Source organism: Actinoplanes sp. NPDC048967, from assembly GCF_040649415.1.
GTDB lineage: Bacteria > Actinomycetota > Actinomycetes > Mycobacteriales > Micromonosporaceae > Actinoplanes.
The window spans coordinates 1318465-1342245 of the sequence record NZ_JBEZFL010000001.1 but is presented as its reverse complement, the minus strand read 5'-3'; the positions used below and the strand labels follow the sequence as shown (position 1 = coordinate 1342245).

Here is a 23781-nt window from a genome sequence, read left to right as displayed (position 1 = left end):
GCGGCCGCTGGTCGGTGCCGGGCACCCGGCCACGGGGGCGGCCGGCGCCACGCCGGCCGGTCCGGCCCCAGGGAGGGACGCGCTGCGCGGGCGCCGGTGACATGCCCGGTAGGGCTCCGGTAGATCGAGATATGACGATGTAACCGTTCGCTCCGGGGGTCGGGAGAGCGCGGGGATCGGGAAAGCGCGACGGCCGATCTGTCGCCGGGGTTCTTGTTACTCTGACAGCAAGGTGGCCGCCATGAACGGACCTCGAATTTCTCGTCCACCGATCGTGATCCTCACCGCCCTGGAGGTCGAGTACGCCGCCGTCCGGGCCACGCTCGCCGATCTCCGTCAGCCGCCGCCGGTTTCCGGCACCCGCTTCGAGGTCGGCTCGCTCGGCGGCGGTGCGGGCGAGGTCGTGCTGGCCCTCACCGGTGCGGGCAACCACGGATCGGCCGTCATCGCCGAGCGGGCCATCCGCGAGTTCACCCCGGCCGCCGTCCTCTTCGTCGGCGTGGCCGGGCGGCTGCACCCCGGCCTGGCGCTGGGCGACGTCGTGGTGGCCACCCATGTGTACGCGTACCACGGTGCTGCCGCCCGTACCGGTGGTCTCAAGTCCCGGCCCCGGGTCTGGGAGATCGACCACGGCATCGATCAGGCCGCCCGCCAGATCGCCCGGCGCGTCGACCGGGCCCGCGATCTCCGCGTGGGCGCGGAGGGCCCGCGGGTGCACTTCGGACCGGTGGCGTCGGGGGAGATCCTGCACGACGCGAAGGTCTCCCAGCCGCTGCGGTGGCTCCGGGAGCACTACGACGACGCGCTGGCCATCGAGATGGAGGCCGCCGGGGTCGCCAAGGCCGGGCACCTCAGCGCGGCTCCGGTGGCCGTCGTGCGGGCGATCAGCGACTTCGCCGACGGCACGAAGTCCGGCACCGACGGCGCGCAGTGGCAGGCGAGGGCGGTGCGCAACGCGGCGACCTTCGCGACCGCACTGGCCGCCGACCTGATCGCGCACCATCCGGCCCGGGCCGGACAGGACCGGTACCGACCGGAGGTTCAGGTGAGCACGAAGGGCGGTAGCCACGGCGCGGTGGCCGGGGTCATCAACGGCGGCGTCCACAACGACCAACGGACCGGCCCGGCCTGGCGCGAGGAAGGAGGCTGGTCGTGAAGGGCGACGGCGGTGGCCCGACGGTCACGGCGAACGGCGGCAGTCACGGCGCGGTGGCCGGCACCGTCCACGGCGGCGTCCACAACAACTACTACCAGGTCCCGCCGGGCGCCTCGCCGTGGGAGAAGTTCGACATCGCGCTGCGCTACCTCGCCTCGGGACAGGCCACGACCGCGCGCAAGCTGCTGGCCGAGGTCACCGTCGAGATCCGCGGCTCGACCAAGGTGTGGTTCCACTGGCTGCTCGCGTACTTCAGTGAGCGGACGCTGTGGGAGCTGTCGCTCGAGGACCGGGCCGCGCTCAAGGCGGCTCTCGACCAGATCGACGAGCTGCCCCGGGAGTACTGGACGCCGGGCATCGAGGCGATCCGGCACCTGGTGTCCGCCAGCAAGTCCCGCGACGCCGACCACGCCGCGATCTCGCGGGTCCGGCACGAGATCGAGGACCTCGACGCCGCGATGCGCAAGGAGGTGCTGCGGCACCTGGAGCGGGTTCTGCAGGGTTCGCTGAAGGACGAGCTGTGGCACGAGGACGTCCGGCAGGCCGGGGCCGGCCGGTGCGCCGAGCGCCGCCGGGAGCGGGTGTGGAAGTTCTTCGAGCCCGACCCGGCGCAGCCCCGGACCCGGCCGGTGCGGCCGGTCGACGTCTCCGGTGGCGACCTGGCCGTCGCCTCGGTGCTGGCCACCGCGGTCTCGGGTGCCGTCGCGATGATCGGCTGGCTGGCGCTGCAGCGCGACGACACCTCGGCGATCATCGCGCTCACGGTGGCCCTGATCGCCGCCGGCGTCGCGGTCACCAACGGCGCGGAATGGCGGTTCCGGGTCGACCGGCTGCGAGCGGAGAAGCGGCAGCTGCGGGCCCAGCGGCTGCCCAGCGACGCGGCTCACCCGGGCGGTTTCACCTATCAGGTGGACCGGCTCTACATGCGGTACGCCGACAGGTACGCCCCCAAGGGTCCCGACCGGGCCGCCTGGCTGGTCGACGCGTACGGGCCGATGAGTCGGCTCCGCGACGAACTGGTGGAGGTCTACCGCGAGAAGCGGGTCAAGGCCGAGGCCGTCAAGTGGCTCATCCGGTTCCAGGTGCGCGAGCTGCGGCGCGAGTGGGACGCCGGGGCGCTCGTCGAGCAGCGTCGCCGCTGGACCGTCCCCGCGGCGGTCAAGGCCCTCACCGTGATCGCGGCCCTGGCAGCGGTGTCCGGCCTGATGTGGGGGATCCAGTCCGCCGCCCGGCAGAACCTGCTCCAGACGGCCGGAGCCCTGGTCGCGGTCGTCGCCGCGGGCTGGACGGTGACGCTCGTCGGGCTGCGGATCCTGGCGGAGAACAAGCGGGTGGTGTTCGACGAGTCCGAACGCGAGCAACGCGAGACGACGTACTGGTTCGAGTACCAGCGGTGGGAGCGGCGGCTCTCCGACCGGCCCCACGACGTGGAGATGGCGCAGTGGCTGGACTGCGACCGCCGGATCCTGTTGCAGCACGCTCTGGCGGCGTACCAGCTGAAGTGGAGCGACATCAGCGCGTACGCGTCGATGGAGGCCCGCGGCGACGGCAGCAGGCGAGCCCGCGCGAAGAACGGCCCGTGGCGGTACTCGCGCTACAAGCTGCTGGTGTTCCTGCTGACCGCCGACGGGGTCCGGCAGATCTCCGTCGACCTGGACTTCGCGCAGACCACCTTCCACCACTGGGAGCGCACCAACTACCGCTACGACGCCGTGGCGGCGGTCCGGGTCACGGCGCTCGACGACGGCGCCCGCGAGTTCCAGCTGTTCCTGGTCAACGGCGCCGACATCGAGGTCGCGGTGACCGAGCCGGGGCAGGCCGGCGCGGACGAGGACTCGCGCATCCTGGCCGACGGCGCGCAGGACGCCACGGGCCTGCGCAACACCCTGTTCGTGCTCGAGGGCGTCGCCGCCGAGGGGCGCAGCTGGTGGGCCGGGCCGGCGTACCGGCGGGCGAGCTGAACCCCGGCCCGCCGGCGGAGCTCACCCGGCGGGCGGGCGGCGCTGGACCCGGTCCTGCTCGGGGACCTCCCCGGCGTCGTACAGCTGCTCCACCCTGGCCCAGACGGCGTCCGCGGCCCGGTCCGGCTCCTGACCCGTCAGGGCCTCGGCCAGCCGGGCCTGCGCCTGGATCTCCAGGTAGGCGGCGTCGACGGTGGCGAAGCATCGCGCCGCTCGCCGGAGCTCCGCGACCTGCTCGGTGCCCCGGCCCCGGGCCCGCCACAGTTCGGCCAGCGACAGCCGGACCCGGCCCTCCAGCAGGGCGTCGGCGTGCTCGTGGGCCAGGGTCACGGCCTGACCCAGCTGGTCCTGCGCCCGGGCCAGGTCCTGCCGGTGCCGGGCCAGGTCACCGAGCCCGTGCAACGCGTACGCGTAGCCCAGGCCACTGTCGCCGACCACCTCCAGCACAGCGGCGAACGACTGCTGCGCCCGTACCGGATCACCGGCGGCCAGGTACGCGCACCCCGACCAGTACCGGGTCTGCGCGATCAAGCGCGGCTTGTCCAGCTCGGCGGCGATCTCGTCGGCGCGGGCCAGGGCGGCGGTCGCCTGATCGTGGTCGCCCCGGTCGAGGTGCACCTGGCCGATGAACCGCAACGTCTGCCAGCGGCCCACCGTGTCGCCGGCGCCCTCGTAGCCGGTCAGCGCCGCGTGGAACAGCGCGAGCGCCTCGGTCGACCGGCCGTGACGGCGTACGGCATTGGCCAGCGTCCGCCGCGCGATCGCCAGACCGTGCTCGTCCTTCTCGGCGCCCAGCAGTTCCACCGCCCGGACGAGGTCGCCGAGGCCGGAGAGCCCGGGCCGGCGCCCCCCGGCGACCAGGGCCGGCTGGCCGAGGCAGGTCAGCACGATGCCCTCGCCGCGGCGGTCACCGGCTTCCCGGCACGCCCGTAATGCCGTCATGTGCGTGTCGTACCAGTCGTCGTGCAGGCTGAGGATCGTATAGAACTCGTGCGCCGAGACGGCCAGGTCCCAGCACAGTGCGGTGAGCCCGAGCCGCGCGGCGAGCTCGACCGCCACCCGTACGGAGAGCCGTTCGGCCTGGAACCACGCGACGGGATCCGCGGCGACCTCGGCGTAGGCATCCTCCGGGAGGTCGGTGCCCGGCACGTCGCTGTGCACCACTTCGAAGTCGCCGCCGTACAGGCGGGCGTGGGCGTGCCGGGTCAGGTCCAGCAACGCCGCGCACACCCGGCGCAGCAGCTCGTCGCGGTCACGCTGGTCCGGGTGTTCGGCGAGGGCGCGGCGGTGGGCGTACTCCCGGGTCAGGTCGTGGAACCGGAAACGGCGCGGCACCGGCGCCGCCGTGGTCTCCACCATCGAGGCCGCGGCCAGTTCGACCAGCGCGGCCCGGCCCTGCTCGGGGTCGTCGCTGAGCGCGGCGGCCGTCCAGGCGCCGAAGGTCGCCAGCGGCAGCAGGCCCAGGTCGACGAACAGGCGCCGGTGCGCCGCCGCGAGCGGGGCCAGGCCGGTGTCGAGCGTGCGGGCCAGGCTGTCCGCGCCGTACGTGTACGCCGCGGGCCCGTGGGTGCGCAGCCGCCGCACCAGCTCGGCGGTGGGCTGAGGATCGTCGTGCACGCGCAGCGCGGCGGCGATCCGCAGCGCCAGCGGCAACCCGCCGCACAACCGCACCACCTCGCGGACCGCCTCGTGCTCCCGGCCCAGATCGATCCTCGACGCCGCCACGACGGACTCGAAGAGCACGGCCGCGTCCGGCTCGGCGAGCGGCTCCAGCGTGCCCACGTGGTGCGCGCCGGCCACGTCGGGCAGGTGGCGCCGGGCCGTGACCAGCACCTTGCAGCCCGCCCCGGCCGGGACCAGCGGATTGATCTGCGCGCCGTCGGCCGCGTCGTCGAGCACCACGAGCATGCGCCGGTCGGCCAGCAGGCTCCGGTAGAGCGCGGCCCGCTCGGCCAGCGACTCCGGCACGACCGGTGCGTCCAGTGAGCGCAGGAACTGCGCCAGGATCTCCGCCGGGGTGGCCGGGTCGGCCGAGGTCCCGCGCAGCTCGGCCCAGAGCTGGCCGTCCGGATAGTCCCCGCGGCGCTGGTGCGCCGCCCGCAGCGCCAGCGCGGTCTTGCCGATGCCGCCGGGCCCGGGCACCACCATGACCCGGTACGGCGAGTCGGGCCCGAGCAGCCAGTACAGCTCGGCGACCAGCGGGTCCCGGCCGACCAGGCCCGGCAGGGCGGCCGGCAGCTGCTTGGGCGCCGTCGGTGCGCTGCGGACCGGCCGTTCGTCCAGGGGGAACGCCCGGGCCACGGCCTCGTCGTTCCCGCTGCCGATCGCATAGGCCAGATCCCGCAGGTCGGCGTCGATGTCGCCGACGGCCGCACCGAACTCCCGCTTGTACCGCTCGTACGCGTCGACGGCCTCCGCCCGGTGCCCGCTGTGGTGGAGAGCCACCATCAGCAGCTTCTGCAACTGGTGATCGGTCGGGAACTCGGCCGCGATGCGCTGCAGGTCGTCCAGCACGCCGCTGAAGTCACGCCGCCGGATCAGCAGGGTGAACAGCCGTACCGCGAGCCGTTTGCGCCGCTGTTGCAGCGCCCGGACCAGCGGGGCCAGCATCGGCGCGGACACATTGGACAACGGCTGCGGCCCGCGCCACAGCCGCAGGGCCTGCCGGAGCAGCTCGGCCTCGTCCCCGGGGCCGGCCTGCTCGGCGGCGGCGGTCAGCTTCTCGAAGGCGAGCAGGTCGAGGTCGTCGTCGCCGGCTCTGAGCTCGTACCCGAAGCGGGGATGGGTGATGAGGTCCTCGGCCCGGCCGATCGGCCGCAGCATCGCCCGCAGCGCCGACACCGCCTTGTGCAGCTGGGCCTCCGCGACGCCGGCCGGGCCCCAGCCCATCCGCAGCAGGTCGCCGTGCGACAGTCGTTTGTTCGGCTGGACCAGCAGCGCAGCGAGCACGTTGAGCTGCCGTCCGGGCGGCAACCTCAGCGGTTGCCCGCTGCGTGGGTCTCGTATCTCCAGCTCACCCAGGACCCCGTAGATCACGTAGTGGACCTCCGCCCCTCACACCGCGTTGATCCCCCGCTCTCCGACCGTAGAAGGCGCGGGCAGTTGCCGCCAGCGCCGAACGGATTACCGCGAAGTCCGGGTAGTCATTCGGAAGCACTTCGGTAGCCGGTCGTGGATGAATTGCGCCACGTCATCGTCGGATGACGGACAGTGTTGAGGTGACCACAGATGATCGATGACCGTCACGGCGGCCTGGCCCGGATCGTGGACACGGAACGACGCCCGTTGCGCCCGATCGGGACATCGGCGTACGAGGTGGCGCGGCGGACCGGTGAGCTGCTGACCGGTCTGCTGCGGCTGCCCGGCGTCCGGCTCTACCAGGGCGTTCGGCTCAACGGCGACCCGCCGCTGCCGTACGCGCTCAGCGCCGGCTCCCGCGTCGTGCTCGTGGACGCGGTCGCCTGGCCACCCGGCTCGTACGCGACCAGCGCCGCCGGCGCGGTGTACTGCGGGGACGTCTACATCGGCCAGTCGGCCCGGCCACTGCTCGCCGCGGTCCGCCGCCTGCGCCGCCTGCAACCCCGGGGCCACCGGGTGAGCGCCGTGGTCGTGGTCCACCCGAGCCTCGACGGCCGCCTGGACCTGCCCGCGGCCACCGGCACCGAGGTGACCTGGATCGCGGCGGGCGATGCCGTGGCCGCCATCCGTGGCCGGCTGCGGTCGGGTCAGCTCCGCCGGGGACCGTCGCGCGCGGTGGCGGCGCTCGCTGCGGCCAGCGGCGGACTGCCTATCGGCTGAGCTGCTCATCGGCCACCTCGTACGGGCGGCCCACGGCCCACACGCGGTCGAACTCGGCGACGAAGTGCCGGAACCAGCGGGCGTCGCGGTCGGCGTACAGCGGCAGGGTCGGCTCCTGCGTGCCGCAGCGGTGTGAGTAGATGTCGACGCGTACCTGTCCGTGCGGGGTCTCCGCGTCCACCGCCACCAGCCCGAACGCCGGGACGAAGTCGAGCAGCCGTACCTGGAGCCGGCCCGGTCCGGCCGCCGCGCACTGGGCCAGGCCCTCGAGCAGGTCGAGGGTGGGCCGCAGCCGGTGCTCGAAGATCGCCGGGCTGTCGGCGATGGTGCTGCGCCGGGCGGCCTCGGCGATGGTCGCGGCCTCCGGCGCGATCAGGGCGATCCGTACGGTGGCGCCGGCGTCGAGCCGCTGCTGGAGGGCCGCGTAGTGGTTGCGGATCGTCCGGGCCAGGGTGACGCCCACGGCGCGGATGTCGTCGGCCGTGCCGAGGTCCAGGTCCACACCGGAGGTGGACGGGGCCAGCAGCCGATCGGCGCTGGCGCGGTCGCTCATCGTCCGGCCCAGCTCGGTGACCGAACGCGCTAGAGCGCCCAGAGTCGAGCGGCCGTGCAGGGAGCTCAACGCGAGCAGTCCGAGGGTGGTGAGGGTGGCACCACCGGTGACCGCGGGCCCGACCACATCCAGGGCGCCGAGCACACCGACGGCTACAGCCACCGCGATCGTCAGGACCAGATCGAGCGCACGAAACATCATGCCATCACCTCAGGGTGTCGGGGGGATACACCCACCGTAACAGACTTAGTGTCCTGTTGACACAAACCCCGGGCATAGTTATTGTGAGTTTGACAGTAAGGCGGATGAGCCGACGGCCGAGGCGGACGACCGGCCCGGGCCCACCCGCCGCACTGGGCAGGCCGGCGTTCCAGCCGGCCCGCCGGGGACCGGCCGCGCGGGGCGCCGCGTGGAGGCCGGCCAGCCTCCGGATCCCGCGTCGTCCGAACGCGGGAGAACGCGAGCGCCGGGTCCCCTCGCCGTCATCACGACTCCATGAAGCTCCGGGAAGGAATCACCATGCCCGCAACCCTGCGCCGCGCTGTGACCCTCGTCGTCACCGCAGCCGCCCTCGCCCTGGGCGCGGCCACCGCCGCGTCCGCCCCCGCCTCCGCCGAGCCGGTCTGCCAGGCCGGCACCAACTGGGACGGGGTCCTGAAGATCTGCCGCTGAACACGGCCCAGCACAAGGTGCCGGCGTCCCTCGGGACGCCGGCACCGCCGTGCGCCCGGCTCAGCGGGAACCGGTGCGCATGATCGGCGGGTTCAACGTGGTGGCCGGCCCGGCCCGGTAGAGCGCCGCCGGCCGGCCCGTGGCCGGCACCCGCTTGGTGTCGGTGGGCTCGACGAACCCCTCGGTGTTGATCACCTTGCGGCTGAAGTTCCGCGGATCCAGCGGCTCACCCCAGACCACCTCGTAGACCGAGCGGAGATCCCCGATGGTGAACTCGGCCGGACAGAACCTGGTCGCCAGCGTGGTCAGCTCCAGCCGCCGGCGCGCATTCTCCACGGCGTCGTCCAGGATGCGGTCATGGTCGAAGGCCAGACTGCCCCGGACCTTGTCGACCGGGATCCAGGCGGCGCTGCTGGCATCCGACCCGGCGGTCGGGATGGGCAGATCCGGCATGATCGCCAGGTACGCGACGCTGACGACCCGGCCCCGGGGGTCACGCTCGGGGTCGCCGTACACGGCGAACTGCTCAAGATGCAGCTGACCGCCGTCGAGGCCGGTCTCCTCACCGAGCTCCCGCACAGCGGCGGCATCGACGTCCTCACCGGTGCGCACGAAACCGCCGGGGAGAGCGGGTTGGCCGGCGAAGGGCTTGTTGCCCCGGGTGATGACTAGCACCTGCAGACTGCCCTCACGAACGGTGAGAACGGCAAGGTCCGTGGCGATGCGCAGCTGCGCATGGTCCCGATTGGTCACGTGCCGAGCATAGCTTGATGTTGTTCTGACATGAACCGCCCTGGCGGCCGGCGATACATTCGGTGGGAACGCGGGGAGGTATTGGTGGACGGCCCTGGTTTCCATGTCGACATCGCTGCGCTGGAGCGGGCGTCGGACGGCATCGTCCGCACTGTCGACGAGCAGAAACGATCGCAGCTCGAGGATGTCGGTAGAGGTGCCGAGATCTACGGCGACGAAGGCCTGCACGGTGCGTTGACCAACTTCTGCGACCGGTGGAGCGACGGGCTGGACCTGCTCACCGAGGACGCGAGGACGGTCGGCGACATTCTGGGCCGCGCCGCGAAGGCGTACCGGGCGGTGGACAACGCGGCGGCCGCTCGGCTGACGACCGACCCGGGAATGCGGGCCGTCGATGGCTGAACTCGGCGAGACAGACGATCCGCGGGCGCTCGTTCCAGGCGACCCCGGCGGAGTGCGCGCCGATGCCGGAACGCTGGGGCGGCGCGCGCAGAATGCCGAGCGTGCCGGTGACGGCCTCATCGACATCGACACCGGCGCTTGGGAGGGCAAAGCCGGGCAGGCGTTCCGCGACAAGTTCAGCTACGAGCCCAGCAAGTGGTACGACGCCGCGAACTGCCTGCAGACCGCGGCGGATGCCTTGTCGACGTATGCGGCAACCCTGGAATGGGCTCAGGGCCGGGCGGCGGAGGCGATTCGGATGTGGCACGCGGCGCAGACTGCGTCGCAACGCGCCCGGCAGGCGTACGACCAGGTGGCAGCGCAGGCCACGACGGCCCAGGCCATTGCGCCGTTCATTGATCCTGGGGATGCCGGCCGCCAGGCCGCGCATGATGCTCTCAGCGGCGCTCGACGCCAGGTGGCGGAGCCCGCCGGTGCGGCGGCCCGCGTCCTGAACGCCGAGGCGAACGCCGCGCCGGAGGAGAGCGGCTGGCTCGACGACGTAGGGGACTTCTTCACCGATGTCGGCGCCGATGTCGTCAACTCGCTGGCCTCGGTCGGCAACGCGATGCTGCACCATCCGGGTGAGGTGGCCGCCGCGGCAGCGGGGATCGGGCTGACGATGGTGAGTGCCGGCGGTGACGGCCTCGGGCTGGCTCTCGACGCGACCGGCGTGGGGGCGGTGGCGGGCGTCCCGCTCAACATCGTCTCGACCGCCGGCATCGTGGCCGGCGTCAGCATCACCACCGCCGCGGGGGCGTCACTGCTCCAGCACGCGGCGACCGAGGACGCGGTGTCCCCGATGCGGGGCAGCACTCCGGCGCGGTCGGCTCCCCGCAAGACCGACCGGATCAAGGAGCACCTGACCGAGAAGGACCTCGACGCCGCCCGGCGGGAGTTGGACGGCGAGGTGGTCGCGCGTAAGCCGGACGGGACCCCGTGGGATCACGTCGACGAGGTGCGCAACGCGCAACGCGGTCTGGTCAACCGCATCCGTCAGCTCAAGCGGGAGGTCGGTGACCCGCACCTCTCCGCAGCGGAACGCGCCGATGCCCAGGCGGAGCTGGGGGAGGCCAGCCGCCTGCTGGACCACTCCGAGCAGTATGTTCCCCGTATCAACCCGTGATCTGCATTGGTCCGACGAAGGCGAAGGAGCACCTGTGGCGGACACGCGAGAGTTGTCCCTCGAGCAGATCGAGGGCAGCGCCTGGGGCGATGCGCCGGCTGATGCCAGCACCTTGATCTCGACGGTGCACCGTCTGCGCCGCCAGCCGGTCGGTAGCCTGGACGCGGAGGATCTGCGCGTGCTGATCGGTCAGCGGGTGGGTCTGCCGGTGCTGGTGTCCCGCGCGTTGGACCTGCTGCAGAACGACCCGCTGGTGGAGGGCGCCTACTACCCGGGCGACCTGCTCGCCGCAGTCCTGCGGGTGCCGGCCGAACACTGGTCGGCGCGCCCGCAGGAACTGGCCCGGCTCCGCGCTCTCCTGCCGACGGTGGACCTGGACGACATCGACGACGACCTCCGCGCGGACGTCGTCGCCTTCCGATCTCAAGCATGACAAAGCCCGGCCGATCGCAGCGGATCGGCCGGGCTTCTCCGGTCGTAGCGGGATCAGGCGAGGTCGAAGCGGTCCAGCTCCATGACCTTGGTCCAGGCCGCGACGAAGTCCGTCACGAACTTCTCCCGGGCGTCCTGGCTGGCGTAGACCTCGGCGAGCGCCCGCAGCTGCGAGTTCGAGCCGAAGACCAGGTCGACCGCGGTGGCGGTCCACTTGACCTCGTCGGTGGTCACGTCGCGGATCTCGTACACGTTCTCGTCCGACTGCGACGTCTTCCACCGGGTGCCGGGGGAGAGCAGGTTGGCGAAGAAGTCGTTGGTCAGCACGCCCGGCCGGTCGGTGAGGACGCCGTGCTGCGACCCGCCGACGTTCGCGCCCAGGGAGCGCAGGCCGCCGATCAGGACCGTCATCTGGGGCGCCGTCAGGTCGAGCATGTAGGCGCGGTCGATGAGCAGGACCTCGGGCTGGGTCTTCTCGCCGGGGCGCAGGTAGTTGCGGAAGCCGTCGGCGCGGGGCTCGAGGACCCGGAAGCTGTCGGCGTCGGTCTGGTCCTGGCTCGCGTCGGTGCGGCCCGGGTGGAACGGCACGGTGATCTCGACGCCGGCGTCGCGCGCCGCCTTCTCGACCGCGGCCGAGCCGGCCAGCACGATCAGGTCGGCCAGCGAGATCTTCGCGCCGCCCGCGTTGTTGAACTCCTGCTGGATGCCCTCGAGGGTGCCCAGCACCGTCGCGAGCTGCTCCGGCTGGTTGACCTCCCAGTTGCGCTGCGGCTCGAGGCGGATCCGGGCCCCGTTGGCGCCGCCGCGCTTGTCGGTGGAGCGGAAGCTCGCGGCCGACGCCCAGGCGGTGGAGACGAGCTGGGCGGTGGTCAGGCCGGACTCCAGCACCTTCGTCTTGAGGGCGGCGATGTCGGCGTCTCCGACGAGCTCGTGGTCGACGGCCGGCACCGGGTCCTGCCACAGCTGCGGCTCGGCGACCCACGGGCCCAGGAAGCGGCTGACCGGACCCATGTCGCGGTGCAGCAGCTTGTACCAGGCCTTGGCGAAGGCCAGCGCGAACTCGTCCGGGTTCTCCAGGAAACGGCGCGAGATCTTCTCGTACGCCGGGTCGAAACGCAGCGACAGGTCGGTGGTGAGCATCGTCGGCTTGTGCTTGCGGGCCGGGTCGTACGCGTCCGGAATGATCTCCTCGGCGTCCTTGGCGACCCACTGCTTGGCGCCGCCGGGGCTCGTGGTGAGCTCCCACTCGTAGCCGAAGAGGATCTCGAAGAAGCGGTTGCTCCACTGCGTGGGGCGGTCGGTCCAGGTCACCTCGAGACCGCTGGTGATCGTGTCGGCGCCCTTGCCCGCGCCGTACGTGCTCAGCCAGCCCAGGCCCTGCGTCTCCAGGTCGGCGCCCTCCGGCTCCGGGCCGACGTGGTTGTCGGCCGGGCCGGCGCCGTGGGTCTTGCCGAAGGTGTGACCGCCGGCGATCAGCGCGACGGTCTCCTCGTCGTTCATCGCCATCCGGCCGAAGGTCTCCCGGATGAAGTGGGCCGCCGCCCGGAAGTCCGCGCTGCCGCGGGGACCCTCGGGGTTGACGTAGATGAGGCCCATCTCGGTCGCGCCGACGTCCTCGGCCATCTCGTTGTCGGAGACGTACCGCTCGTCGCCGAGCCAGGTGTCCTCGGGGCCCCAGAAGATCTCCTCGGGCTCCCACACGTCCTGGCGGCCGAAGCCGAAACCGAAGGTCTTGAAGCCCATCGACTCCAGGGCCACGTTGCCGGCCAGCACGAGCAGGTCGGCCCAGGAGATCTGCTGGCCGTACTTGGCCTTGACCGGCCACAGCAGGCGCCGGGCCTTGTCGAGGTTGGCGTTGTCGGGCCAGCTGTTGAGCGGGGCGAACCGCTGGCCGCCGTCGCCGGCGCCGCCGCGGCCGTCGTGGATCCGGTACGTGCCCGCGGCGTGCCAGCTCATCCGGATCATCAGGCCGCCGTAGTGGCCGAAGTCGGCCGGCCACCAGTCCTGCGAGGTGGTGAGCACCTCGGTGATGTCGCGCTTGAGGGCGTCGACGTCGAGCTTGGCGAACTCCCGGGCGTAGCTGAAGTTCTCCCCGAGCGGGTTGCCCTTGGACGAGTGGGCGTGCAGCACGGACAGGTCGAGCTGGTTGGGCCACCAGTCCCGGATCGTGTGCGGCCGGCCGCCGGTCTTCGGCGTCGGCGAGTCGATCGCCGGGTTCTCGCTCTCACTGCCGGTCGCGGTCACCGAGTCGTGCGCGACCGGGCAGCCTTCCGCCGCCATCTTGTCCACGCCCTGCGCGCTCGCCGGGGCGTTGTCCTGGGTGTCGCTCATCTGTTTCCTTCCGAACTGGCGGATCCTTGGGCAAGGCGTTCGGTCGCGCAGTCGGGGCAGGTGCCCCAGTAGACGACCTCCGCCTCGTCGACCACGAAGCCGTGGTCGTCGGAGGCGGTGAGACAAGGGGCATGACCGACCGCGCACTCGACGTCGGCGATGGTGCCGCAGGAGCGGCACACGACGTGGTGGTGGTTGTCTCCCACCCGGGACTCGTAGCGAGCCGTCGCGCCGGCCGGCTGGATGCGCCGGATCAGGCCGGTCTCGGTGAACGCGCGCAGCACGTCGTAGACCGTCTGGTGGGAGATCGCGGGATGCTCGGCCCGGACCAGCGCGATCACCGTGTCGGTGTCGACGTGCGGATGGTCCCGCAGCGCGGCCAGCACAGCCAGCCGTGGCCGGGTCACCCGCAACGAGACCGCCCGCAGCTGAGTCTCGAAGTCGGGCGTCACCTGATCAACGTAGAGGCTTTTCTGGAATAGTTCAAGTTTACGCGGTCAGCCCAGCGTGGCGGGTTCAAGTATGCGCGGTCAGCTCAGCGTGGCGGCGGCGTTCACCGCCAGCTGCCGGTTGAGCTGGTCGGCACGGTTCACGCCGATGGCGTCGGTGTCCTGCTCCCAGCCGCGCGGCAGCTCGACGGAGATGCCGCCGTGCTCGGCGACCCAGGACGCCGTGGCCTCGGCAGTGCCACCGGCCGCCTGGATCTTGGCGAGGGTGCCGGTCTGGAACTGGATCGGATGCCCCGCCGCGGCGCCGGAGATCATGTGGTCGTACATGCCCTGGTAGTCGGGGCGGGTCTGCTCGAGCACGCCACCGGTCCGGCGGGCGATCAACGAGTTGTTCTCCCAGACCCCGAACGCCCCCATCGTGGTCCGCTGGTAGTCCATGAGCTGCACGGTGACGGCGGGGTCGGTCTCCATCCGCCCGCTCGCGGCGATGAACTGCCAAGGGTTGTACGCCACCGAGGAAGTGATGCCCATGGGGGAGAAGGTGTCGTGGTGGACGGCGATCACCGTCTCCAGCGCCGCCCGGTCGGCCGCGGCGGTGTACCCCCGGTCGAGCGCCTGCTTCCGGTTGGCCGCCACCCCGAGCTGCTTGACGCACGGCTCGGCGAAGACGGTGCACGTCCCGGAAACGGTCACCTCACCCCAGAGCGGCTCGTCCTCCAGCGCGGCGGCCAGCCCGGGCAGGAAAGCGCTGTACGCGGCCAGGAAATCCTCCGCCCACCACACCGGTACGTCGTACAGGTCAGGCTCGACCGCGTCGGGATCCTCCCACTTGCACATCGGCCCACCGCCGAGCGCGAGCGCCCAGCCGGGCGACTGCCAACCGGCGAGCAGGCGCAGCTTGAGCCGGGAGTAGCCGCGCTGCCGGGCAAGGTCGGCCGCGGCCTGGAGTTTCGCCAACGCCGGGCTGCTCAGATCGCCGCCGGGTTCGGGCTGGGCCTCGGCCCAGGTGAGCGGCTGGACGAAGCCACGCAGGCGGGCCGCGCTCGCGTCGCGGACCAGCACCGGATCGCGGACCAGCAGACCGGTGACGCGGCCGCGCATCGGGGCGGCGCCCGAGGCCGCCCCCGCGGCAGTGCCGAAGGTCGGATCGGCGGCCGGCGTGGCGGTGCCGAAGGCGGGATCGGCGGCCGGCGTGGCAGTGCTGACGGTGGGCGCGGCAGCGGCGAATGCCGGTGAGGTGACGACGCCGGCGGCGGCAAGGGGCACGCCGGCGGCGACGGTCAGAAATCCACGGCGATTCATGTCCGGCGACGCTATCAGTCCGCGGACACCGGCGAGGGGTACCCGGACGGGTGCCCGTCCGCGGAACCGCCATGGGTACGCGGACCGCGTCCTAAGGTGAACCTATGGACTATCAGGTGAGCGTGAACGTGGAGAAGATCGCGCAATGGCAGGTACGCCTGAGCGGCCTCGCCGACGCGCACAAGGGACAGCCGATCGAGACGCACCTGCGGGCGGTCGCTGCTGAGCTGTACGCCGAGGTGCCGGAGGAGTGGTGGGCCAGCCAGCCCGCGCCGTTGGACAACCGAGTCCGCAACAGCTGAGAGTCGCCGCCCATCCACTGCCGGAGCGCGGCCGGCGCAGCGGTTGCCGGCGTCTTCAATCGCGACGATCGTCTCCCGTGCCAGGGCCGGAAAGGCGCTTGGTGCGGCGCCGCCTGGGCGTCTTCGAGCGGGACGGTACAACTGAGTTCGCCGCACTGGACGGCTTCCTCGGCTGTTGGCGGCGCAGCGGTGATGACGATCATCGTGGGCACTGGTGAGGTCACTCCGCCGGGTGTCGCGACCGGGTAGGTCGCTTCGAGCGTTACGGCCCGGCTCGGACAGCTGGTTGCATTCGCGTCCTCGTGTGCTTGTGTGGCCGGGACGTGTTCGTGTGCTCGCGCGGCCGGGACGTGTTCGTGTGCTTGCGCGGCGGGGACGTGCCTGTGTGGTCGGGACGTGCTTGCGTAGTTGGGGCGTGTTCGTGTGCTTGCGCGGCGGGGGCGTGTTCGCGCGCTCGCGCGGCCGGGACGGATTCGCTTGCTCGTATGGCCGGGACGTTTCCGCGCGCTCGCGTGGCCGGGGCGCCTCCGCGCGCGCCTCGGTCGTCTGCCGCGCCGGCTGGCACTACGCCGCGCGATCCGGTCGGTTGCCTCGCGAGGGGTTCCTGGCCGCAGGAACGCTGCTGCGGCCGTGCCCTGGCACCAGCCGCCGGTATCGCGCCGGGTTCGCGCCTAAGTCACTGCCTCCCGTTCGGCTGCGGTGCCGGCCGGTCGCTCACGGTCCGATGCCGACATTCCCGCCAGCAGGTGCCCCCGCCGGTCGTCCCCGGTGGTGAGCTGCCAAGATCTGTCACGCCAGGCGCAGCTCTGGATTTCCGGGCGTGTCGATCATGCTCGAACCCCGTATCCAGCTGCGGAGATGCGCACCGCCGACGATTTCAGCGGCATTTCGGCGGGGTGACGCCGACCCCCGCAGGATTCGGACTTTTTGGTTTGTAATCTTTACTTTCGTCGATGGCAAACATAGATTGCTGTCATCCGACGAAAGTTGTGGCGGTCGATGCGGAAAGCGCGGCCCCACCGTGGACATCCCTCGATCTTCTGCACCCCGTGACCGGTTGCGAACAGGTGGGCGAGACGCATGGAAGACAACGTTGTCAGCTGGCCTCGGAAGAACGTCTCACGGCGTTCGCTGGTCGTCGGTGGCGCCTTGGGGTTGACCTCAGCTGCCGGTGGTGCGGCTGCACTGCGCGCTGAACCGGCGCGGGCCGCGGCCGGTGCTACCCGCAAGATCACCATCTACGCCGAGGCGTTGCCGGGTGGGCTCTTCGGCTACGGGCTGGCCCCCGGCAAGGCCACCGTGCCGGGTCCGGTGCTGGAGATGTGGGAGGGCGACACCCTCGAGATCACCCTGGTCAACACGACCAACCAACGGCTCTCCATCCACCCTCACGGCGTCGACTACAGCACCGATTCCGACGGTAGCCCGCTCAATGATTCCTTCAACAAGCCGGGGGAGACCCGCACTTACGTGTGGCGGTCGCGGGAGATGTTCGCCGCCGAGGGGCGCCGGTTCATGCCCGGCAGCGCCGGCTACTGGCACTACCACGACCATGCGATGGGCACCGATCACGGCACCGGCGGAGTCGCCAAGGGACTGTACGGCGCTCTGATCGTGCGGCGCCGCGGCGACATCCTGCCTGAGAAGCAGTTCACCGTCGTCTTCAACGACATGATGATCAACAACCGGATGGCGCCGGACACGCCGATGTTCGAGGCGAATCTCGGGCAGCGCGTCGAGTGGCTGGCGATCGGCCACGGCGGCACGTTCCACACGTTCCACCTGCACGCGCACCGCTGGGCCGACAACCGCACCGGCATGCTCGAAGGTCCCGCTGATCCGGCTCAGGTCATCGACAACAAGGACCTCAACCCGGGCAGTTCCTTCGGTTTCCAGGTGCTGGCGGGCGAGGGCGTCGGGCCCGGCGCCTGGATGTACCACTGCCACGTGCAGTTCCACTCCGACGGCGGGATGGCCGGGATCTTCCTGGTCCGTAACGCCGACGGCAGCATGCCGCCCGGTGCCGAGGAGGCCATCCACCGTTTTCAGGGTCACGTCCACACAGCGCAGCACGGCTGACGAGCAAGGGGGCTTGGGATGAGACGAGGACTACTCCTGCGGAGGGCACTGGCTGTGGCCGTGCTCATGGTGGGCGGGTCGGCTGCGGTCGCGCACGCCGCTCCGGCCGTACGGGAAAATGCCGTGGCCGTGGAAGTGCTGGTCTTTCACGGGCCGGTCGCGGAGCAGCAGGATCCGGTGGCCCGCGCGGCCCAGGCGATCAAGGAGCTCGGGCAGGCGGACGGTATCGCGGTCACCGAGACCACCGACCCGGCGACGTTCACGCCCGCCACGCTCGCCCGGTACCGCGCGGTCGTGTTCCTGTCGGCCGCCGGTGCCGCGCTCAGCCGGCCGCAGGAGGACGCGCTGCAGAGCTATGTGAAGGCGGGCAACGGTTTCGTGGGCATCGCCGACGCGGCGAGTGCTCAGCTGGACTCGGCCTGGTTCACCGGGCTGATCGGCACCCGGCCCGCCGGCAGTGTCCCGGTGCCCGAGCCGGTCGCCAAGGTGACCGCGAGCGGGGAGAACGCGCCCAACGAGACCAAGGAAAAGCTGATTGATGGTGACGCGAACACGAAGTGGCTGGTGCGGACACCAACCGCCTGGGTCGCGTACGAGCTGAACAAGCCCACCGCGGTCACCGGATACTCGCTCACCTCCGCCAACGACTTCGTCGGCCGGGACCCGAAGGACTGGACCCTGCAGGGCTCGGCCGACGGCACCACCTGGTCCGATGTGGACAAACGTTCCGGGCAGACCTTCCCGGACCGTTTCGTCATGCGCAGGTTCGAGGTCACCGGCGCGGCCGAGTACAAGCACTACCGCCTGAACATCACCGCCAACGGCGGCGAACCGCTGATCCAGCTGGCCGAGCTGCGGCTGTTCACCGGCGCGACGACAGCGCCGCAGCCGCCGGGCGTCAACGAAGCGGTCGTGGACATCCTCGACCGGCAGCACCCGGCGACGAAGAGCCTGCCGACGACGGTCAAGCGCGCCGATCGCTGGTACAACTGGGATCCGAACCCGGTCGGCGCCGTGCACACGGTCGCGCAGGTCGAGGAACGCTTCTACGACCCCGGACCGAGCGCCAACGGGCCGTTCCACCCGGTCTCGTGGTGCCGCGACTACGACGGCGGCCGGTCCTTCTACACCGGCATGGGTCACACCGAGGGCAGCTACGGCGAAGCCGCTTTCCGCACGCACCTCGCCGGCGCACTGCGCTGGACCACCGGCGTCGAACGCGGTGACTGCCAGGCCACCATCGCCGCCAACTACAAGGTCGAACGGCTCACCGCGGCCAACAAGACCGGCGAGCTGGACCAGATCGGCGAGCCGCACGGGCTTACCATCGCCGACGACGGCACCGTCTTCTACGTCGGCAAGGCCGCCTGCCCGAGCGGACCGGTCGTGGACTGGGCGGATCCCAAGGTCGGCCTCGGCTGCGGCACCATCCACGCGTACGACCCGAAGACCAAGCAGGTCAAGCTGTTGACCACGTTGCCGGTGATGGGCAACCGGGGCAGCGGCTCCGAACTGGTCAAGAACGAGGAGGGCCTGCTCGGCATCGTGCCCGACCCGGCGTTCGCGACCAACGGCTGGCTCTACGTCTACTGGATGCCGCACGACTCCATCGACCGGGAGAAGCGGATCGGCCAGCGGACCATCTCGCGGCTCACCTACGACAAGGCGACCCGGACCATCGATCAGGCGAGCCGCAAGGACCTGCTGAAATTCCCGGTGCAGATCCACAGCTGTTGCCACGCCGGCGGCGGCATGGCTTTCGACAAGCAGGGCAACCTGTACGTCGGATCGGGCGACAACAACTCGTCGGAGGGCTCGAGCGGCTACTCCGGCAACAACTGGACCGCCGAGTACCAGGGCGTCTCGTTCCAGGACGCCCGCCGGACCTCGGGCAACACCAACGACCTGGCCGGCAAGATCATCCGGATCCACCCGGAGGCCGACGGCACGTACACGATCCCGGCCGGAAATCTGTTCCCGCCCGGCACCGACAAGGCCCGCCCGGAGATCTACGTGATGGGCGTGCGCAACATCGCCCGGCTCGCGATCGACCCGGAACGCCAGTGGCTGACCGCCGGCTGGGTCGGCCCCGACGCCGCCTCGCCGAGCCCGACGCTGGGCCCGGCCAAGTACGAGACCGCCACGATCATCACCTCGGCGGGCAACCAGGGCTGGCCGTACTGCATGGGCGACAAGCAGCCGTACCGGGACCGCAGCAGCACCGACGCCACCGTTCTGACCGGCTGGTACGACTGCGACAACCTCAAGAACGAGTCGCCGCGCAACACCGGCCTGGTCGACATCCCGCCGGCCCGCGACAACATGATCTGGTACGCGCCCGACGGCGGCGGACCGGTCTTCCCGCCCCGGGCCGACGGCAGCGGCATCCCCACCTACGTCAAGGCCGACGCGACCTACACCCAGCCGTACCTGCGCGGTGGCGGTCAGGCGATCATGTCGGGTCCGACGTACCACCGCGACCTGGTGGACACCGCCAGCGGTGTCGCCTGGCCGCAGTACTGGGACGACAAGTGGTTCATCGGCGACCAGTCGAACGCCGCGAACCGGGTCGCGGTCACCGTCGACCCGGCCGGGGTTCCGCGGCAGGCACCGCCGGTCTTCGGTGAGTCGCTGCGGGCCATCATCCCGAGTGGCAACGGCGACGCCCGGCTGCAGAGCTGGATGGACGCCAAGTTCGGCCCGGACGGTGCGCTGTATCTGCTGGACTACGGCGGCGGCTTCTTCAGCCTTCATGCCAACCAGAAGCTGATCAGGATCACCTATCAGGGCGGTGCGCCGACCCCGGCACCCACCGCGTCCTCGGTCGCCGTCCAGAACAAGCCGCTGACCGTCGCGTTCTCGGGGTCCCGGTCCGGCGGACTGTCGTACCGCTGGGAGTTCGGCGACGGCGGCACCTCGACCGAGGCCAACCCGCGTCACACCTACGCCAAGGTCGGCAAGTACACCGCCAAACTGACGGTGACCTACGCGGGTGGCGAGACAGCGACGACGCAGGTCGCCGTGACGGTCGGCTGTGCGACGCCGGACGCCCGCACCACAGTGTGGGTGGACGAGACCGACACCGTGGTTCCGAACAGGACGGTCGGCGAAGGCTGCACCATCAACGATCTCATCGACGACGAGAGCAACTGGGCGGACCACGACAGCTTCGTGCGGCATGTCACCGCGGTCACCCGTACCCTCGATCTCACCAGCCGCGAAGCCGGCGCCCTGACTCGCGCGGCAGCCGGATCGGCTGTCGGCCGGCCCGGGCACAAGGGCTACGAACCGCTGTACGACGGCACGGCCCAGTCGCTGCTCGGCTGGGAACAGGCACCCGCCGGGCAGTTCACGATCCAGCCGGACGGCTCTCTGCGGTCCAGCGGCGGGCTCGGGATGCTCTGGTACACCAAGCCGTTCGGCGACTTCTCCCTCAAACTCCAGTTCCGGGACGTGGCCCCGGGTACGGCCCGTGCCAACAGCGGCGTCTTCACCCGGTTCCCGGACCCGCGCATCCCGCTCGATGAACGCCCGCCGGGCAGCTGCGGCACCACGGGCTCGGCCCGGACGTCGCAGGCGTGGGTGGCCATCTACTGCGGGCACGAGATCCAGCTGTACGACGGCGACACCGGCGAACCGCAGAAGACCGGCTCGATCTACAACTTCGACCCGGTGACGCTCGCCGACGCCCGGGTCACCGCGAAGAACGTCTGGAACACCTACGAGGTGCGGGTCGTGGGCCAGCACTACACGATCCTGCGCAACGGCGTGGTCATCAACGAGTTCGACAACACGCCCGGCAAGCAGTCCTCCCGCGCCGGTGATCCGCCGACCGATCTGCGGCAGTTCACCAGCGGCTTCATCGGGCTGCAGAACCACAGCGACACCGACCTGATGGACTTCCAGAACATCCGGGTGAGGCCCCTATGATCCGCTTCTTCAAGGTGGCGCTGCTCGGCCTCCTGCTCGTGGTGTCCCCGGTGGCGGTCTCTCCGGCCGCCGCCGCGGGAACCCTGACCTGGACGGCTGATGACGACATCACCCGCTACAAGTCGACGCCCGCCTCGGCCACCGCGGGGGCGACGACGATCGTGTTCGAGAACAGCGCGGCTACCGGCAACACCACCGGCATGCCGCACACGCTCACCTTCGACACCACCAGTGAGGGTTACAACCATGATGTGAACCTGAACATCCTGGCGAGCCCGTTCGACACGAACAACGGCCGGCACCAGGCGACCGTCACCCTGACCCCGGGCAAGTACCGCTACTTCTGCTCGATCCCGGGGCACAGCTCGATGGTCGGCGAGCTGGTCGTCACCGATGGCGGTGGAGGCGGGGACACCACAGCGCCCACTGTCTCCGCGCAGGTCTCGGGAGAGCGAAACGCCGCCGGTGACTACCTGGGCAGTGCGACGGTGACGGTCTCCGCCTCCGACGCGGGTTCGGGCGTCGACACGGTCGAATATCAGGTCGACGACACGAGTTGGACGCCGTACTCGGCTCCGGTGACGGTCACCGCCATCGGTGACCACTCGGTGCAGTTCCGGGCCACCGACAAGGCGGGCAACGCCTCGGCGGCCGGCTCGGTCTCCTTCACGGTGGTCGAGCCGGGGCCGGGGGAGGACACGACTCCACCGGTGGTCACCTCTCAGGTCACCGGCGACCGGAACACCGCCGGACAGTACGTCGGCAAGGCCACCGTCACCATCACGGCCACCGACGCGGAGTCGGGGGTGAAGACGATCGAGTACAACGTGGACGGTGGTGCGTTCGCGGCGTACACGGCGCCGGTCGTGGTCGACACGGTCGGGTCGCACATGGTGCACTTCCGGGCCACGGACGCCGCCGGCAACACCACGGCCGAGCAGATGGCCAGTTTCACCGTGGTCGCCGCGCCGGTTCCTGACACCACGGCGCCGGTGACTTCGGCGGCGGTGCGTACCGAGGCGGACGGCAGCGCGGTCGTGACGGTCACGGCCTCGGATGCCGGATCGGGGGTCGCCTCGATCGAGTACGCGCTCGACTCGGGCGCCTGGACGGCGTACACGTCAGCGGTCGCCGTCCGGGCACCGGGCGCGCACACCCTGCGCTACCGGGCCACCGACGCAGCCGGGAACGCCGCGGCGGAGAAGTCGGTGACCTTCACGGTCGTGCCGCCGACGACCGGCGACTGCCCGGTCCCGGACACCCGCGCCACGGTGATCATCGGGGATCAGGACACCGGCATCGCCAACGCCGACACCGGCAACGGCTGCACGATCAACGACCTGATCGCCGAACACGCCGGCTATCCGACCCACGCCGCCTTCGTCCGGCACGTCGAAGCGGTCACGGCGCCGCTGGTCGCCGCGGGCCGGCTCACGGCCCGCCAGCAGGGAACCATCGTGCGGGCCGCGGCCCGCTCCGACGTCGTCAAGGGAGTACAGCGATGAGACGTACCGCCGCGAAGCTGGCCACCGTCACTGCCGTCGTCACCGCCGCGGCGCTGACGATCGCCCCCACCAGCGCCAGCGCCGACCTGGTCACCCACTGCGTCGGCACCGGCGGCGCGGTGACCGTGCCGAACGACCTGCTGGTGCCGGCCGGTAAGTCGTGTGCGCTGACCGGCACGACCATCACCGGCAACGTCAGCGTGGCCGCGGGCGCCAACCTCGTCGTGACCGGCGGCCGCATCAGCGGCGAGATCCAGGTCGCCGCGGACGGCTATCTGGACGCCGGCACGACCGCCATCGGCGGCGGCATCGAGCTGGCGTCCGGCGGCTACGGCGTGTTCCTCAAGGACACCGGAACCGGCTCGATCACGGTACGGCCCAAGGGATCCGCCACGAACGACAGCTTCCTGTTCGTGGAGAACGCGGCCGTCGACGGCACGGTGACCGCAAGCGCGGGTGAGATCCGGCTCGACCGGAACACGGACGTGACCGGCAACGTGAGCACGACGGGCAGCTACTACACCGACGTGCACGACTCATTCGTCGACGGCACGCTGTCGGTCCTCAACAGCGCGACCGGAAGCGTGGTCTGCGGCAGCGCGGTCCGCGGCCGGGCCACGTTCGCGGGCAACCTCGGCGGCGTCCAGCTGGGCCCGAACGGCACCTTGGACGGGTGCGCATCAGGTGGGTACTGGGGTCGTGACGTGAGCATCAGCAACACCACCGGCGGGGTGAATGTTGACGACAACATCATCGACGGCAAGCTGACGACAACATCCAACACGCCGGCGGCCAAGGTGGCGGCGAACAACCGCATCCGCGGCGGCGTCGCGGGGGAGCAGGGGTCGGCGGCGGCTCGGGTGTCGGCCAAGCGCAGCTTGCCGGAGCGCGAGGCGAAGGGCGAGGAGCGCGCCGCGGCGCGGACATCCTCAGCGGTCCAGGAAGCGGACGCGGCGGGAGACGCCGGACTCTGATCGGCAGGTGGCCCGGG

18 protein-coding genes are annotated in these 23781 nt (G+C 71.2%); 12 read left to right on the top strand and 6 right to left on the bottom strand.

Features of this window, described 5'->3' with window-relative positions; translation table 11 throughout:
* Window positions 1-241: 241 nt before the first annotated feature.
* Window positions 242-1156 carry a 5'-methylthioadenosine/S-adenosylhomocysteine nucleosidase gene (locus tag AB0C12_RS06175; protein WP_360544707.1) on the top strand — a complete coding sequence of 305 codons (915 nt, stop codon included), beginning with the start codon at window positions 242-244 and terminating at the stop codon, window positions 1154-1156.
* Complete coding sequence (locus AB0C12_RS06170; protein WP_360544705.1) at window positions 1153-3117, top strand: hypothetical protein; 1965 nt, start codon at window positions 1153-1155, stop codon at window positions 3115-3117. Before AB0C12_RS06175 ends, AB0C12_RS06170 begins: the two co-directional genes overlap by 4 nt.
* 21 nt (window positions 3118-3138) lie before the next feature.
* On the opposite strand, the gene AB0C12_RS06165 is transcribed toward AB0C12_RS06170, so the two are convergent.
* The gene (locus AB0C12_RS06165; protein WP_360544703.1) at window positions 3139-6153 is read right to left on the bottom strand and encodes a BTAD domain-containing putative transcriptional regulator; all 3015 of its coding nucleotides are present in this window, start codon (window positions 6151-6153) and stop codon (window positions 3139-3141) included.
* A gap of 192 nt (window positions 6154-6345) precedes the next feature.
* On the opposite strand from AB0C12_RS06165, the gene AB0C12_RS06160 reads away from it, so the two are divergent.
* Window positions 6346-6915, top strand: coding sequence for a hypothetical protein (locus AB0C12_RS06160; RefSeq protein ID WP_360544701.1), 570 nt, complete (start codon window positions 6346-6348; stop codon window positions 6913-6915).
* On the opposite strand, the gene AB0C12_RS06155 is transcribed toward AB0C12_RS06160, so the two are convergent.
* A complete protein-coding gene (locus AB0C12_RS06155) occupies window positions 6905-7669 on the bottom strand; it encodes a hypothetical protein (RefSeq protein ID WP_360544699.1) in 765 nt (254 codons plus the stop codon). The two genes, AB0C12_RS06160 and AB0C12_RS06155, sit on opposite strands and share 11 nt — an antisense overlap.
* A gap of 318 nt (window positions 7670-7987) precedes the next feature.
* Between AB0C12_RS06155 and AB0C12_RS06150 the strand changes: the two genes are divergently transcribed.
* Window positions 7988-8140: a hypothetical protein gene (locus tag AB0C12_RS06150; protein WP_360544697.1), complete on the top strand. Its 153-nt coding sequence runs from the start codon at window positions 7988-7990 to the stop codon at window positions 8138-8140.
* 60 nt (window positions 8141-8200) lie between these two features.
* Here AB0C12_RS06150 and AB0C12_RS06145 read toward each other — a convergent pair whose 3' ends face one another.
* Window positions 8201-8893 carry an NUDIX domain-containing protein gene (locus AB0C12_RS06145; RefSeq protein ID WP_360544695.1) on the bottom strand — a complete coding sequence of 231 codons (693 nt, stop codon included), beginning with the start codon at window positions 8891-8893 and terminating at the stop codon, window positions 8201-8203.
* 84 nt (window positions 8894-8977) lie between these two features.
* Between AB0C12_RS06145 and AB0C12_RS06140 the strand changes: the two genes are divergently transcribed.
* The 3 genes from AB0C12_RS06140 to AB0C12_RS06130 are packed head-to-tail and all read left to right on the top strand — an operon-like array spanning window position 8978 to window position 10893.
* The gene (locus AB0C12_RS06140) at window positions 8978-9295 is read left to right on the top strand and encodes a hypothetical protein (RefSeq protein ID WP_360544693.1); all 318 of its coding nucleotides are present in this window, start codon (window positions 8978-8980) and stop codon (window positions 9293-9295) included.
* Window positions 9288-10460 carry a putative T7SS-secreted protein gene (locus AB0C12_RS06135; protein ID WP_360544691.1) on the top strand — a complete coding sequence of 391 codons (1173 nt, stop codon included), beginning with the start codon at window positions 9288-9290 and terminating at the stop codon, window positions 10458-10460. Before AB0C12_RS06140 ends, AB0C12_RS06135 begins: the two co-directional genes overlap by 8 nt.
* Before the next feature lie 34 nt (window positions 10461-10494).
* Window positions 10495-10893, top strand: a complete 399-nt coding sequence (locus tag AB0C12_RS06130; RefSeq protein ID WP_360544689.1) for a contact-dependent growth inhibition system immunity protein — start codon at window positions 10495-10497, stop codon at window positions 10891-10893.
* 53 nt (window positions 10894-10946) lie between these two features.
* Here AB0C12_RS06130 and katG read toward each other — a convergent pair whose 3' ends face one another.
* The 3 genes from katG to AB0C12_RS06115 form a co-directional block, all read right to left on the bottom strand.
* A complete protein-coding gene (katG, locus tag AB0C12_RS06125; RefSeq protein WP_360544687.1) occupies window positions 10947-13223 on the bottom strand; it encodes a catalase/peroxidase HPI in 2277 nt (758 codons plus the stop codon).
* Window positions 13220-13675: a Fur family transcriptional regulator gene (locus tag AB0C12_RS06120; RefSeq protein WP_360544685.1), complete on the bottom strand. Its 456-nt coding sequence runs from the start codon at window positions 13673-13675 to the stop codon at window positions 13220-13222. Before AB0C12_RS06120 ends, katG begins: the two co-directional genes overlap by 4 nt.
* A 78-nt stretch (window positions 13676-13753) precedes the next feature.
* Window positions 13754-14974 (bottom strand): hypothetical protein, encoded by a 1221-nt coding sequence (locus AB0C12_RS06115; protein ID WP_360544683.1) that lies wholly within the window; start codon window positions 14972-14974, stop codon window positions 13754-13756.
* A gap of 104 nt (window positions 14975-15078) precedes the next feature.
* Between AB0C12_RS06115 and AB0C12_RS06110 the strand changes: the two genes are divergently transcribed.
* The 5 genes from AB0C12_RS06110 (at window position 15079) to AB0C12_RS06090 (ending at window position 23764) form a co-directional block, all read left to right on the top strand.
* Window positions 15079-15276, top strand: a complete 198-nt coding sequence (locus AB0C12_RS06110) for a hypothetical protein (protein WP_360544681.1) — start codon at window positions 15079-15081, stop codon at window positions 15274-15276.
* Window positions 15277-16356: 1080 nt separating this feature from the next.
* Window positions 16357-17355: a multicopper oxidase domain-containing protein gene (locus tag AB0C12_RS06105; RefSeq protein WP_360544679.1), complete on the top strand. Its 999-nt coding sequence runs from the start codon at window positions 16357-16359 to the stop codon at window positions 17353-17355.
* Between the two features lie 18 nt (window positions 17356-17373).
* Window positions 17374-21285, top strand: a complete 3912-nt coding sequence (locus AB0C12_RS06100) for a ThuA domain-containing protein (RefSeq protein ID WP_360544677.1) — start codon at window positions 17374-17376, stop codon at window positions 21283-21285.
* The gene (locus AB0C12_RS06095) at window positions 21282-22790 is read left to right on the top strand and encodes a plastocyanin/azurin family copper-binding protein (RefSeq protein WP_360544675.1); all 1509 of its coding nucleotides are present in this window, start codon (window positions 21282-21284) and stop codon (window positions 22788-22790) included. The genes AB0C12_RS06100 and AB0C12_RS06095 overlap by 4 nt, the downstream gene beginning before the upstream one ends.
* On the top strand, window positions 22787-23764 hold the full coding sequence (locus AB0C12_RS06090; protein ID WP_360544673.1) for a hypothetical protein: 978 nt from the start codon (window positions 22787-22789) through the stop codon (window positions 23762-23764). Before AB0C12_RS06095 ends, AB0C12_RS06090 begins: the two co-directional genes overlap by 4 nt.
* Window positions 23765-23781: the final 17 nt, after the last annotated feature.

Excerpts from the sequence above, each read along its gene's own strand:
- AB0C12_RS06175 (WP_360544707.1), top strand. The coding sequence starts at position 242 with ATGAACGGACCTCGAATTTCTCGTCCACCGATCGTGATCCTCACCGCC.
- AB0C12_RS06160 (WP_360544701.1), top strand. The coding sequence starts at position 6,346 with ATGATCGATGACCGTCACGGCGGCCTGGCCCGGATCGTGGACACGGAA.
- AB0C12_RS06155 (WP_360544699.1), bottom strand. The coding sequence starts at position 7,669 with ATGATGTTTCGTGCGCTCGATCTGGTCCTGACGATCGCGGTGGCTGTA.
- AB0C12_RS06150 (WP_360544697.1), top strand. The coding sequence starts at position 7,988 with ATGCCCGCAACCCTGCGCCGCGCTGTGACCCTCGTCGTCACCGCAGCC.
- AB0C12_RS06135 (WP_360544691.1), top strand. The coding sequence starts at position 9,288 with ATGGCTGAACTCGGCGAGACAGACGATCCGCGGGCGCTCGTTCCAGGC.
- katG (WP_360544687.1), bottom strand. The coding sequence starts at position 13,223 with ATGAGCGACACCCAGGACAACGCCCCGGCGAGCGCGCAGGGCGTGGAC.
- AB0C12_RS06115 (WP_360544683.1), bottom strand. The coding sequence starts at position 14,974 with ATGAATCGCCGTGGATTTCTGACCGTCGCCGCCGGCGTGCCCCTTGCC.
- AB0C12_RS06110 (WP_360544681.1), top strand. The coding sequence starts at position 15,079 with ATGGACTATCAGGTGAGCGTGAACGTGGAGAAGATCGCGCAATGGCAG.
- AB0C12_RS06105 (WP_360544679.1), top strand. The coding sequence starts at position 16,357 with ATGGAAGACAACGTTGTCAGCTGGCCTCGGAAGAACGTCTCACGGCGT.
- AB0C12_RS06100 (WP_360544677.1), top strand. The coding sequence starts at position 17,374 with ATGAGACGAGGACTACTCCTGCGGAGGGCACTGGCTGTGGCCGTGCTC.
- AB0C12_RS06095 (WP_360544675.1), top strand. The coding sequence starts at position 21,282 with ATGATCCGCTTCTTCAAGGTGGCGCTGCTCGGCCTCCTGCTCGTGGTG.
- AB0C12_RS06090 (WP_360544673.1), top strand. The coding sequence starts at position 22,787 with ATGAGACGTACCGCCGCGAAGCTGGCCACCGTCACTGCCGTCGTCACC.